Origin of the sequence: Zobellia russellii, from assembly GCF_044597075.1 — a bacterium.
Lineage (GTDB): Bacteria > Bacteroidota > Bacteroidia > Flavobacteriales > Flavobacteriaceae > Zobellia > Zobellia russellii.
This window is the reverse complement of the sequence record NZ_CP139000.1, coordinates 661134-675343: the sequence shown is the minus strand read 5'-3', so window position 1 is coordinate 675343 and position 14210 is coordinate 661134. Positions and strand designations below refer to the sequence as shown.

The window sequence follows — 14210 nt, the reverse complement described above, 5'->3', positions numbered from 1 at the left end:
AACATACTATGGAAATACTTAACAAAAAGGAAAGAACCTCTTCTTTTCTACTATTTTTATTAATGTTCGCCATAACGGTCGGTATTCTGTTTACTGCATTTTTCTACAGTTATAAACTGCCGTGGAAAGAAAATGCCGTATTACGTGAGGACAATAAAAAAATGCAATATGAATTTCTTTACCAAAAGAAATTTATAAAAGCCTTAGAGGGCGTAGACAAACAAATAGACTCACTAGACACGGTAAAAGAAGGCTGGTTCTTTGTAGAACAATCTATCATCAAGAATTTAATAGACCTTAGAAGTGATATTCCAAAAGATTCCTTGGACGATCGCAGTATGTACGAGAATTTGGTGTTGACCTATAATAAACTTGTAGATGCCAAGAGAGATTTAAAACAGGTAGAAAGTGCAAGACATGAAATAAATGAGCTTGAGGAACAAGTCGCAGATTATGAAAAAGAAATCAGCAGACTCAATACCGCATTAGATCTTGCTAAACGTATGAACCGAAACTAACCATTGCATGAATACCGAACTAGAGAAAGCTATACACATTGCCACGCAACTTGCAGAAGAGCATCAACATGAAAGTTTTGGTCCCGCACATTTAATAAAAGCTTCATTAAACAGAGACCTTTCTTTACTCCGTATATTACATGAAAAAGGAGTAGATGTATATTTCATTGAAGAATGGGCCGATGTCAATATGGAATCCCATCCCAAACGCACTAGTCGTACCTTATCGGTAAAGGCTAGTTCAGAGGCCAAGATGGTTTTTGTTGAAGCGGAAGAAGTACAAACCAAATTGAATAGATCTGATGTTGATCTTGTTTGTTTGTTCATATCCGCAATTACACCTGGAGTAGGCTTCAGTTTTGACCAAGTAAAATCACTGCCTGTAAGTAGTTCGGAACTGTTCGATAGTTTTTCGGCCGGAATTAACACCTCCGGAGGCTCAAACAAAAAAGCCGTCAACAGTACTAGTGACTTTACTCCGGATACAGATATCCTAAAAAAATACACTAACGATTTACTTATTGAAGCTTCCAACGGTGATTATGACCATATTATTAATCGTGATCGTGAGTTAAAACAAATTGCCGAGATTTTAAGCCGAAAATCCAAACCCAATGTTATGGTCCAAGGAGAGTCCGGCGTGGGCAAAACCGTTTTAATTAACAATCTGGCCCAAGAAATTTATTCCAGAAAAATTGTGGGCACCTTACAAGAAGCCAGTTTACTAGAAATAGACACTGCCGTATTACTTTCGGGTGCATCCTATAAAGGCGAGGTAGAAGATCGCTTGCAAAGCATCTTTAACGAAGCTAAAAATTTGGTAAAACCTATTTTGTTCATTGATGATTTTCATGTGTTATTACAAGATGCAAGTGCCAGCCAAGGCATTTTAAACGTCATAAAATCAGAATTGAACAAAGGGGAAGTCATTTTGATAGGTGCAACTACTGCGGATAATTACAGGAAACACATTGCAAATGATGATGGACTCAACAGAAGGTTTGAATCTGTCACTGTGGAAGAGCCCGATTCCGAAATGGCTTTTCGCATACTAAAAAGTGTGGGCCAAACCTATACAGAACATCATGCGCTTGATATTGATGATGAAGCCTTAAAGGAATCCATTCGTTTATCAAAACGGTATTTAAAAGAAAAAAGCCTACCAGATTCTGCCTTGGACCTGGTTGATAGAACTATGGCCGCAGCAAATGTTTCTACGCAATCTTTACCGACCGATTTGGAAGATTTGAACACCAAACTTGTTGAAATAGAGTCAGAAACTGAAAAACAACAGGAATCGGACAAAATCCAAGCTATAGATTGGGTCTATATTGAATTAAAAAACAGATTAAGCCCAATTGTAACGGGCAAATTTGATACGGAAGATAGCCTACGTTTACCTACCTATGAAAAGAAATCGGCTTACATAAAAAAAATACTTTCAGGTATAACAGACCATTCAAAAGAAAAACGAACAGCAGTAAACGAAGAAGACCTAGCAGCCATGGTTGCTGGTATTACGGGTATTCCGGCCGGTAAAGTACAGAGCCAGGAAAGAGAGCGTTTGTTAGAAATGGAAGACACGTTAAAGAAACGGGTTATTGGTCAAGATAACGCCATACAAACGGTTTCGGAAGCAATTATAGAATCTAGATCCGGACTTTCAAAAGGTGGGCAGCCCATTGGCTCATTTTTCTTTTCAGGGCCTACCGGAACAGGAAAAACGGAATTGGCAAAATCGTTGGCAGAATTTCTGTTTAACGATGAGACCGCCATTATTCGTTTTGACATGTCGGAATTTAAAGAAGAGCATTCTGCAGCATTATTATATGGAGCGCCTCCAGGATATGTAGGTTATGAAGAAGGAGGAGTTTTAGTGAACAAAATTCGCCAAAAACCGTATTCAATAGTCCTCTTTGACGAAATTGAAAAAGCCCATCAATCCGTTTTTGATGTGTTTTTACAAATTCTTGATGAAGGAAAATTAAACGATCGTTTAGGAAAGGTAGGAGACTTTTCAAATGCCGTTATCCTATTTACCTCCAACATTGGCTCAGATTTTATTAGTAAGTCTATTGAAGGAGGCAAAATCCCTAAATCCAATGAGTTATTGGAGATTATGTCCAATTATTTTAGACCTGAATTTTTAGGCCGTATCACTGAAATTGTGCCTTTTGCTCCAATTTCCGAAAAAAATGCCCCTTTCATTTTTGACCTCCATTTGAAAAAAGAATTATTGGTGCTCACAGAAAGATTGGGAATCACCTTGGAAATAGACAAAAAAACCAAAGACCATTTGTCTTTGGATGGGTTCTCTCCTACTTATGGGGTACGACCGTTAAAGGCCGTTATTCGTAATAAACTAAAAAGGCCGTTGTCCAAAATGATTATCTCTGGAGAGATAAAGGCACCACAAACGGTAAAAATTACGTTAAAAAAAGGTGACCTTGACTTTAAAGTAATAAAAAAGTAGATAGATACCGTTCTATGTAGTTTAGCAAGCAGTACTAATCGTATTTGATTTTAAAACAATGGCGAAACCGTATTACCAAGCACCATTTGATTTTAAGCGTTTTTTTGAGAAAAAAGAGCTTAAAAAACTATCGCTCCAAGATTCTATTTCTCAGTTCATAAGTGTTATTATAACCACCTATTTTGAAGAATATACTTTTGATGAGCAGTTTGGCAGTGAAATATGGGAAACAGATTTTGACCTTTTAGTCAATACCAACGTTCTAAAAGAAAGAATCAAAAAGTCATTGACCAAACAAATCAAAACCTATGAAAAACGTTTGTCTAACGTAGACTTGAATATTGAATTGATGGAAAGCCTATCATCAAAGACCAATAAGGTACGTTTAAAAAAATACCTCTATATAACTATTAAGGGAACCATTGTAAAAACAGATGAACCTTTTACGTTCAATGGAGATTATTATTTAGCTCCTTTATCCTATAAATAGATACCACGCAGTAAATGATAGCGAAAAGTCCAAATTCAATTATCAGCCAAAAACGTAACTAAATGAAAAGCCTTACAAAAGAAGAAATAAAAGATAGGCTTATTCGCAGGGCCGCAGATCATTGGGGTGTGGACGATATGGAAATAGAATACTCCTTTGATCCTATTGTGGGTATTCTTTTTGATGCCTGTGCACATGAGTTTGAACGTATTTCAGATACCATAAAAACGAGCCGTACCAAAGTCACGGAACGTTTGGTAGACCTCCTTACCCCAGAAATATCAGTAACCGCCAAGCCAGCGCATGCCATTATGCATGCCTTGCCTATTGATGATAAGATGGTAATCAATGAACGAAGCCAGTTCTTTCACCGAAAAAGAATGCCCTTGTTCAGAGATAGCGGAAAGGAAGATTTTAAGGATTTTTTCTTTTGCCCATCGGGTGAATTTACCGTAAACAACTGCGAACTAAATTATATTGCTTATCCCAATAAAGTGGTCTCGCACCAAAATCACCGGACCACACCTTGGCTTAAAAGCTCCGATTTTGAAGGTAGCACTGAAAACTCCAGTATTTATATTGGTATAAAGCCCGCCCCTGGTGTAAAAACCCTTGATGATTTACTGTGTTATTTTGACCTTCTAAATTTTGCAAATAAAGAGCTTTTGGTACACCACCTAGGTATTGCAGACTGGTCTATAAACGGGGAATCATTAAATGTATCCAAGGGATATGCCCAGCGAGAAATCGTTAAAGACGATTATAGCGCCTACATTAACGAAAGCATTCAAAGTAAGATTCAATTTTACGAGGAATACGTAAGAGAGTTCTATAGAAATCATTTTTACACCGTAGAAGGAAGTATTGACATAAAAGGAAAGCTCAAAAAATACCCTGAAGCCTTCAAGGCCTTCATGAACCAAAAAGATCTTGATGCTCTTACTACTCCGCTGTTATGGATTAAAATAGAATTTTCTACAGTGGTTTCTGCCGAAATGCTGGACAATCTACATTTTCACGTGAATTGTTTTCCTGCGTTGAATAAGAAATTGCACAATGTTAATAAAAGGCTACAGCCCAACTTTAATATCATTCCATTGGAATCTGGAGACGATTTCTTTTTAGATGTCCAAAACGTACTGGGTGATAGCGGAAACGAATATTATGTTCGAGATAGAAACAAAAAGGATGATGCAAGACCTCAAGCCTATTTGCGTTATGGTGGAGTGAGCAGATTTGACGAACGCGATGCTTCGGAACTGTTAAATTACACCCTAGACCTACTTAAAGAAGACAGCGTAGCTTTTTCGGCCATGGGCGATGATTTTATCAATTCAAACTTAAAAGACCTTAAACAGATTGTTTCACGGATTGAACAACAGATAGAACTGCGCAATTTCAGAAAACACAAAATTCCTTATTTAATAGTAAACCGAAATAGTGTAGAGAAGAATAGGGACAAAATTGTCTTTACCGATTATTGGACGACTACAGGGGAAAAAGCGAACAAAATAAACCCTTACAGCAAATTGTTCCAGTACTCGGGAACCGCTTTTAAACCGGATACATTAGTGTTTATAACCGGTAGCTTGGGCGGCCATGACGAACCCAACCCTAGCGAGAAGATTTATGCCTATAGGGAACAGATTTTATCAAGAGGACGTATTATAACGCGGCAGGATATTATACACCATTGCTATGCCGTTTTTAAGGACGCCATTAAAAAGGTAACCGTAGAAAAGGGAGTTATGGTTTCACAGAACTATGGCGTAGGCTACACCCCTACAACTGATATTCATATAACTCGGAGCGCAGATGCGGATTATAGCGAGACAGATTGGGAGCACTTGAAAAAAGAGTTACTTATAGGAATAAAGACCAGATCGGCCAATGTTTTGCCTTTTCGGGTTTTCTATACCTAGAAATATACAACTAGTTAATCTCTCTTACCGTTGAATATTAGTTAGTAAGATAAATTCTTAGTTCTTTTTCTGTTCTGTATGTTACTAATTGGTGTTTGGTGGAAATGGGCAAGCCTGTAAAAAATGACTTGAAAATCAGTTGCATATTCAACAGTATTTTCGGTTCAAAAAACAAAAAATAATTGGATTTCTTATCTCAATAATCAACATATACACTAAAACTTGTACGAAATACCGTTCATCGATTTCAATTCTGATTTTTTGGTAACCCGTACAATTCTAAATACCTTAATCAGCCTAAAAACCTCCGCATGTCTAAAATTGTTGATATCAAGCTTATTTTAAACGGTAACGCTTTTCTTCCTAATTCAGGCTATTCCGTTTCCGTAGAACAGGCCATTGGCGGCCATAGTACATTTCGTATCGCTTTTCCAGCGCATGCCACGGAGACCTATGCAGGCCCCCTTATGAAAAATGCCTTGGGCTATATCGGCAAGAAAATGTCTATTGGGCTAAATGCGGGCCAAATGGAATTTACAGGTATTATCACCAACGTAGACCTCCAAAAAGGAAACGGTGCAGCGGGCACCCTAGTAATTTCAGGGCATGGACCATCGGTGCTATTGGCCAATTCGGCGCAATGCTTAAGTTACGAAGAGGGCACATCGTTATCTCAAGTGGTAGAAGACACCCTAAAAGGGCATTCCACCGATATTCTTAAAAAAAGCATGGGAACGGGAACGGATGTTTCGCTCCCCTATACCGTTCAATACAACGAGAGCGATCTCTCTTTCTTACAAAGGCTCTGTAGCCGTTACGGGGTTTGGCTATACCACAACGGCAGGAATTTTTGTGTTGGAAAAGCCGATAATACCACCCTTAACGGTGTTTACGGAATAGATGTACTCTCTTTTAATTTATCCACCTCGCTTAAAGAACAGATTTTTGATATTAAGGGGCATGATTGGGTAAACAACACTTTTTTGGAGGCTAGTTCAACTTCCCACGTGGCCAGTTCGTCCCACCCTTATCTTGCATCCGTAAAAGGTGAATCCGATACTTTGTTCAATAAAAAAAGTAGTTACGACTACACTATAGGCCAACATGAGTATAGTGCTCAGGGCGGCCTGGATACCGCTGCCAGAGTAAACTCCTTGGGGCGGGCATCGGGCATGGTTACGGCTTCCGGTACCTCCGAACTTGTAGCATTGCGCGTAGGTGATACGCTTTCATTGAAAGGCCTTAATTTCTCGGACCCCAAAACACAGGATCCTTACGGATCTTACGATATTATAAAAGTGGTGCACCGTTTTGACCATAGCGGACATTACAGCAATTCTTTTGAGGGCGTACCAGAAGGTACGCAGCACCTACCCTACTCCAACAGTTTTGCCACACCCCGATCGGGCGCACAAAGAGGTTGGGTATTGGACAATGCAGACCCGGAAGGACTGGGCCGTATCAAGGTACAGTTCCCTTGGCAAAAACCCATGGGCACCAGTACCCCTTGGATTAAGATGATTACCCCCTACTCAGGTAGCGATAAAGGCTTTTACTTCATCCCCGAAAAGGGGGAAGAGGTCTTGGTAGGTTTCGAGGCCGATAATCCTGAAAAACCCTTTGTACTCAGTGCCGGTTTTAATAGTAGTGCCAATAGCGGTTTTGCAAATGCCGATAACAACATCAAAGCCATCAAAACAAGAAGTGGGCATTTAATTGAGCTGAATGATACGGATGGAGGGGAGAGTATTACGATTAACGACAAAAACGGCAATAGCATACATATTAATACTTCAGAGGGAAATATGACCTTTACCGCCCAAAGTGATATGGAGTTCAATGCCAAGAATGTACGTTTTAATGTTCAGGAGGATATGAATTTCGAAGTGGGAAGGAACATGAGGGAATCAGTTATGGAAACTTTAGAGACCTCCGCTAAGAACAGTACGGAGCATATAGCAGAAAACAAAAAAGTAAATACTGGTAAAAAAACAGAACAGATTTCTGCAGAATTAGTTGTTCATACAAGTCAGGGTGAGATGTTATTGAATAGCACAGGAAAAGTTACCATCCAAAGTAAACAAGGTATAGATTACGGAAATTAAACGGAAAGTTATGGAAAGGAAATACGTAGTCGAAGGTGCACAACTGCAATGCACTCTTGGTACTTCACCAGGTAAACTTACCGTTACCTCTCAAATGTTATTGTCAATTGATGGGAAACTTAAAGCAACGGACAAGGATAAACTTTTAGAACCCCCATTTTTTGGCAATTGTACTTGTAAATCACCAAACCCTCCATGTTCACCAGCGTTTTTGGATTGGCAGATACCCGGGAAGAAAACTGCAATGGGCAAAAAGAGTTTTTTAATGAACGACTCACAAATACAATGCAGTCAAGGTGGTACTGTAACTGTGAAGGACGTAAACCAAAATGTGGTAGCTACCGGAGAAAAAGAAGATGAGCTAGAAGAAATGCTGCCGGAATTACAAGGTGAAGTAATTTTCGTAAACGGTTACCTGAGCAATCCTGTTACTAACATGGAATCTCATTACAATGCCATAAATGATAAAAACCCTGACCATCCGGATTCTGGTGCTAAAAAAGGAGAAAATACCGATGAGCATATCCGTACGCATGAAGATGATATCTTCTCCGCTGATGAACTTGTGCAAGAAAAAAAGAGGGAAGAAGAAAAAGAGAATATGCCTTGGTACAATAGGCATAAATACAACAACATTTTTAAATTTACCCCAATGCAAAAATACTGGGGCTATTGGAACGCTAAATCTAACAAACTAAGGGCTACTTCGGATTATTGCACTTATTTTAACGCAGGCAAGAATGAACACTACATCAATGGCTCCCATGGTCTAGGTTCAAACGCCGCACACCGTATTGACCATGGTATTGCACTTGGATATACATGGGCAAAACAGAATTGGTTTATTTTTCCGCCAGATGTTACAGGTGATCTTCATGACGAAAATTCCTTTATGCTTAGTTTTTCCCCTTATTACAAGCCTGTTACGGTAATTGGTCACAGTCAAGGGGCAGCCATGGCTGCGGGAGTGGCAATTGGAGTTTTAAAATATGCAGCGGACATGGGTTGGGAAAAAGTACCTTTAAACATGATATATCTGGGAGTGCACCAACCCAAAAACTTGACTGGAGATGCTTACAAAGATTTACTTTATAAAAAAGTTGACCTGATGGAAGTAAATAGAACTTTTCCCAACATCAAAGGTGAAAAAGAAGATCATGGCCTGGAATTGTTGAACAGTATATCCGACATCTTTTCAGAAAAGTATAATAAAATCGAAAACAAAAGGGGCATTTTCGAACATTTAACAAAGATTCTAGGAGATTGGGAAAGTTTTAAGAACAGGGCCGTACAATTCACTTTTACCAATGATAGAGGAGATCTGGTACTAAGAGATGGTGATATTCCCCAAATAAAAAGTGCTTGTGACCCTCAAAGCGATACGTCTTTACTTAGTGTAGAATTTTACTCTAAACGAAGCAGTATTAAAGACGCCTCTAGAAAAACGATAATAGACTTATCACAAGAAGGTGACGCCAAAGGTTTTATAGTTCTACCTCCCTATATAGCCAACCGTAGATTTGATTTTGAATTTTTGAAAAAAGAGAAAAGCCCAACGGCAGAACAGCTAGAGTTTGGAGACGAATGGGGAAAATACAAAACAGTGGCCGTACGTTGGGGAATCGCCTTCTACCAATATAAATCAGCCAAAAGGATATACGAGGTAAAAACCAATAAAACATTTCATTATCGCAATCTTGCCCAGAACCGGATAAACAACTTTAACAATTGGCTTTATGACAATATGCCCTTTGTAGAGGACCGCCCCCCGGAGAGTGAGTTGGAACTAAAGCTGCACAAAGCGGCATCCCGTGCCTATGAGCATATGTTAAAAAAATATTCCGCTTTACAGACGGCGGACCTATATGCCCACTTTAGTCCCGTAGGTCTCATCAACCATAAAAAGCTCGTATCCGATTTCACGGAATATGGCGACGATATCGTTGGAACCGTTGAAAGTGTATGGGAACGGATTAAAAAGGTCGGAGAAAAAGTGTTTTATAGGGTTGAATATGACCCTAATCCCAAAAAGGCAATAGAAATGAGAGAAGAAAAAAAGAGAGAGAAGGAAAAAGAAGAAATAGAAGGAAAATTAAAGTCCAGACTGATCAGTACATCAATAGTGGATACGCCTTACATCAATAATGTCATTGAAGCCTATATTAATGGAAATGTAAAAATTGAGGATGAAAAATTATACCACGAACCAGATAAAACCAGAGGATGAAAAAAGTGATTTCCTATATCCTACTAATTGCGTTAACTTATAATTGTACCATGAACAACAAGGATTACAAGGATTATAATGAACTACATAAGCATGAGGGAAGTGAAAATTATGAGGTAACCGTCATTGTCCCTGAACAGAATGAAGCCGGTTATATTCATTTTGACACTATCGGACATCACATTGTAGTTGATTCTTATTACGAATCAACTACAGGGAAAAATAGTGTTTTTAAGAGCTTAAAGGTAAACACCAACGGAAAAATTATAGATAACTATGAAATTGATGGAATACTAAAAGATGGTACAATGAAAGCCTATGATTATTATTCTAATTGGATAATCAATGGTGACAAGACAAAGCATGATTTTATCAATCCCTTAACGAGTGAGGAACAAAAAAATGCTGAATCTTGGTTGCAAAAATTTAAAGAACTCTATAACTCCGCTTCTTATATATATGAAACTTCATGGAACTATTATTTTAAAATCGACGGTTCGTGGTACGAAATAAAATACAATCTAGATGTGGTAAACGATGATTTTGTAGCTCAGCACCCCCCTAGACAAAATCAGAATGTACGAATGGTACAACTCCGCGACCTTTGCCCCGATTTTTTCAAATCCAGGGATAAACGGGATACCTCCTTTGTAGATATAGTGGGCTATGAAGAGACCGATAGCGAGAAAGGTTCGGGCATTAACCCCATTTCGTACTCGGCCGGAAACTATTATCTGAATCTATACATGCCATTGGGAGATACTATAAAAATTAAGCGCCACGGCAGTATGGGGGTAAATATGCAGTTCTACAAAATTCCCGTTACCCAAGGCGGGCGCAACGACGTGGTCTTCATTGTTCAGGAACCCAACGAAATGTACCCGGACAGGGAGCTGGGTGGTATGTATGTGGTGCGACCTCGTAATTTGGACCAAAAGCAGTACGGTCCACACGAAAGCAGCGCCGATAGCTACGCTAGTCAATACAATTCTATAAAAGGAGGAACAGATCCAGAATTGAAGTTTCTAAAACCAATGGAGGATTGAAACTTCTAAATTCCCCTCTAGCGCTCATCTGTAACGAGTGCTGAGTTGAGTAGGTACTAAGAATTATTATACTCTTTCTCCTTTTTTAAGTTTACAAACTAAAACCCACGCCATCCCTTAACCTACATTCATCCGTATGTAAAAAGAGTACTTGTACGAAATGCCGTTCATCGATTTCAATTCTGGTTTTTTGGTAACTCGTATAATTCTAAATACCTTAAACCGCTTAAACACAACCGCATGTCTAAAATCGTAGAAATCAAGCTTATTTTAAATGGTAATACTTTTCTTCCAAAATCTGGTTATTCCGTTTCAATAGAACAGGCTATAGGGGGCCATAGTACTTTCCGTATCGCTTTTCCTGCTCATGCGACGGAGACCTATGCAGGGCCCCTTATGGAAAATGCCCTCGGATATATCGGCAAGAAAATGTCTATTGAGCTTAATTCGGGGCAAATGGAATTTACGGGTATTATCACCAATGTAGACCTTCAAAAAGGAAACGGTGCAGCGGGCACCCTAGTTATTTCAGGCCATGGACCATCCGTTTTGTTGGCCAACTCGGTACAGTGCTTCAGTTACGATGAGGGCACTTCGTTATCACAAGTAGTAGAAGATACCCTAAAAGGGCACAACACCGATATTCTTAAAAAAGGCATAGGAACTGGTACGGATGTTACATTGCCCTATACCGTGCAATACAACGAGAGCGACTTGTCATTCTTACAAAGGCTCTGTAGTCGTTATGGAGTTTGGCTTTATCACAACGGCCGAGATTTTTGCATAGGGAGAAAAGATAACACCACCCTCAATGGAGTGTATGGAGTTGACGTACTATCCTTTAACCTATCCACTTCGTTAAAAGAACAGTTTTTTGATATTAAAGGCCATGATTGGGTAAACGACACGCTTTTGGAAGCAAGTTCAACGTCCCACATAGCTAGTTCGTCTCATCCTTACCTCTCCCCTGTCAAAGGCGAATCGGATACTGTATTTAATAAAAAAAGTAGTTACGATTATACCATGGGCCAGCATGAATATAGTGCCCAATCCGGACTTGATACAGCTGCTAAGGTAAACACCTTTGGAAGGGCATCGGGTATGGTTACCGCTTCAGGTACTTCCGAAATCGTAGCTTTGCGAGTAGGTGATACGCTTTCTTTAAACGGACTTAATTTTTCGAACCCCAAAAACCAAGACCCTTACGGATCTTACGATATTATAAAAGTAGTGCACCGTTTTGACCATAGCGGACATTACAGTAATTCCTTTGAGGGCGTACCCGAAGGTACCGAACACTTACCCTATTCTAATAGCTTTGCTATGCCTCGGGCTGCCGACCAACGCGGGCTTGTACTAGACAATGCCGATCCTGAAGGATTAGGTAGGATAAAAGTACAGTTCCCATGGCAAAAACCAATGGCTACAACTACACCGTGGATTAAAATGACTACTCCTTACGCTGGTAATGGAAAAGGGTTCTATTTTATCCCGGAAAAAGACGAAGAGGTGTTGGTAGGTTTTGAGGGAGGCAACCCTGAAAAACCTTATGTAATAAGTGCAGGCTTCAATACGAAATCTAAAAGTGATTATTATAATTCTGACAATGACCTCAAGGCAATAAAAACCCGTAGTGGGAACGAGGTTATTATGAACGATAAAGACGGGAGCGTAACCATTTCCGATGCCGATGGTAACACGGTAGTAATGAACGGAAAGGGAGAAATTACAATCTCGGCAAACAAAAAACTAACCCTCAATTCAGAGGAAATAAATATAATAGCATCCAAGACTGTCAATATAGATGGCTCAAATAATGTAAATATAAACTCTAAGGAAGTATTGGCCGACGGCACATCTAAGGTAACGGTGAATAGTGCTGCAAAAGTAGAGATGACCGCACCTAGTACCCAAGTAGAAGGCAGCGCTGAACTTAAGTTGAAAAGTGATGGTATTCTAGATGCAGATGGCACGACCATGACAAACATCAAAGGCGGACTTTTAAATCTTAATTGAGACCTGGAATTATGAATAACGAGCATAATCCGGTAGCACAATTGGTAACCCGGATTCAACAAAAATGGATTTCAGAGGTAAGTCCACACGAACATATTCAATGGGTCCGGTGGATTATTAAGCCTGACCATGCCCGATTGTACGAGGGGTTTCTTCGTTTGGAGTCAACTTCACATGGGGCTATACCCGATATTCCCATTGTACTTCTTAGTCCTTTTGAAGACAGCAAGTCATATAGCAAAGCGCTCTTAAAAGATTGGTTGGACAATTATGAAAAGGATAAAAAAGTTCAGGAACAGATAAAATCAGGAAAATTAAAATTGACCTGGAACAAGGATTATTTTCAAAACCAACTCCAGAAAGATGATGTTAATTTTGACTTACTCTTAATCGAACTGCTAGAAAATTTTCAAAAGTCGTTGCCCAATTCCAGACAGCATTTAGTTCTTTCGTTACTACCCTATACGGTACAATCAACAGAAGACTACAGAGAATGGATGAATACAATTCTTACTAGCGGTTTACCCAACAATGTTCGACTAATGGTTTTTGACCACAGTCCTGAAAATTATTTTGAACCCATACAAATAAAGCATAAGGATATAGCTAAATCGCTCATGGTTGACCTGGACCTAGAGGCTGCTACCAAAAAACTGGCCCTTTCCGGTGACCCGAACGACCCGGAAGTACAATTTAGGGAGTGCATGCTCGAAATGGGCAATAGTGCAGCAAAAAACAACAGAAAACGCCTTCACCAGTGGGGCGAAAAGGGAATTGAGGTCACCCAAAAAACAGGAAATAAAGCCTCGTTTGCAACGGCACATACCGTTTATGCTGGTATGTTGTTCAATTTTAAGGAGTTTGATACAATTGACAAATTGTTGAAAAGAGCTCAGACCATAGCCAAGCAGGCCTTTTCATCGGGAGATGATTCCGTAAAGCCCATACTTTTACAGACTTATGGTTTTATGGCAGCCAGCAAACAGCACCAAAAAGAAGTTGAGAAAGCGGCAGATTTATTTTGCCAGCAGGCTGAATTGGCCATATCTTTTAAAATGGTACAACAAGCATTATCCGCCTACATGACCGCCTATACCCTAGTAAAGAAGAAGAATACATTACGTTATCGGGAAATAGTGGCTAAAGCCTACAACTTTGCGCAAACCCTTACTCCCGAAGCGTTAAAAACCAGTCCAATAGGTCATATAGCCTTGGAACATCATTCGCTCTCAGACCTAAAGGTCCAAAAACAAATAGATTCCTTCATGACAGAACTGGAGGACAAAAATTGGAAAGAACAATTGGAAATGCAGGAACATAACCTTAAATCAAGTGTTTCTGCCTGATGAAGGGTCATACGAATTTTATCATACGGCTAATGCTTTTAAGTGCAAGTCCAAGATTATTTCATTA

At 39.4% G+C, this 14210-nt stretch carries 9 protein-coding genes; all 9 read left to right on the top strand.

Annotated features, from left to right (window positions below; all coding sequences use genetic code 11):
* Positions 1–8: 8 nt before the first annotated feature.
* The 9 genes from tssO to SJY45_RS02685 all read left to right on the top strand — a co-directional run bounded on the left by tssO (position 9) and on the right by SJY45_RS02685 (position 14143).
* Complete coding sequence (gene tssO / locus SJY45_RS02725; RefSeq protein WP_215439428.1) at positions 9–518, top strand: type VI secretion system TssO; 510 nt, start codon at positions 9–11, stop codon at positions 516–518.
* Between the two features lie 7 nt (positions 519–525).
* Positions 526–2991, top strand: coding sequence for an AAA family ATPase (locus SJY45_RS02720; RefSeq protein WP_400073184.1), 2466 nt, complete (start codon positions 526–528; stop codon positions 2989–2991).
* Between the two features lie 58 nt (positions 2992–3049).
* Positions 3050–3481: a GPW/gp25 family protein gene (locus tag SJY45_RS02715; protein ID WP_215439424.1), complete on the top strand. Its 432-nt coding sequence runs from the start codon at positions 3050–3052 to the stop codon at positions 3479–3481.
* Between the two features lie 62 nt (positions 3482–3543).
* Positions 3544–5403 (top strand): hypothetical protein, encoded by a 1860-nt coding sequence (locus SJY45_RS02710; RefSeq protein ID WP_400073183.1) that lies wholly within the window; start codon positions 3544–3546, stop codon positions 5401–5403.
* A gap of 311 nt (positions 5404–5714) precedes the next feature.
* Positions 5715–7508, top strand: a complete 1794-nt coding sequence (locus SJY45_RS02705; protein WP_400073182.1) for a type VI secretion system Vgr family protein — start codon at positions 5715–5717, stop codon at positions 7506–7508.
* A 10-nt stretch (positions 7509–7518) separates the two neighbouring features.
* Entirely contained in the window at positions 7519–9735 is a 2217-nt protein-coding gene (locus SJY45_RS02700) for a DUF4280 domain-containing protein (RefSeq protein WP_400073181.1), read from the top strand.
* Positions 9732–10781 carry a hypothetical protein gene (locus SJY45_RS02695; protein ID WP_400073180.1) on the top strand — a complete coding sequence of 350 codons (1050 nt, stop codon included), beginning with the start codon at positions 9732–9734 and terminating at the stop codon, positions 10779–10781. Before SJY45_RS02700 ends, SJY45_RS02695 begins: the two co-directional genes overlap by 4 nt.
* Before the next feature lie 240 nt (positions 10782–11021).
* Entirely contained in the window at positions 11022–12797 is a 1776-nt protein-coding gene (locus tag SJY45_RS02690; RefSeq protein ID WP_400073179.1) for a type VI secretion system Vgr family protein, read from the top strand.
* A gap of 11 nt (positions 12798–12808) precedes the next feature.
* Positions 12809–14143 (top strand): hypothetical protein, encoded by a 1335-nt coding sequence (locus SJY45_RS02685; protein WP_400073178.1) that lies wholly within the window; start codon positions 12809–12811, stop codon positions 14141–14143.
* Positions 14144–14210 lie beyond the last annotated feature (67 nt).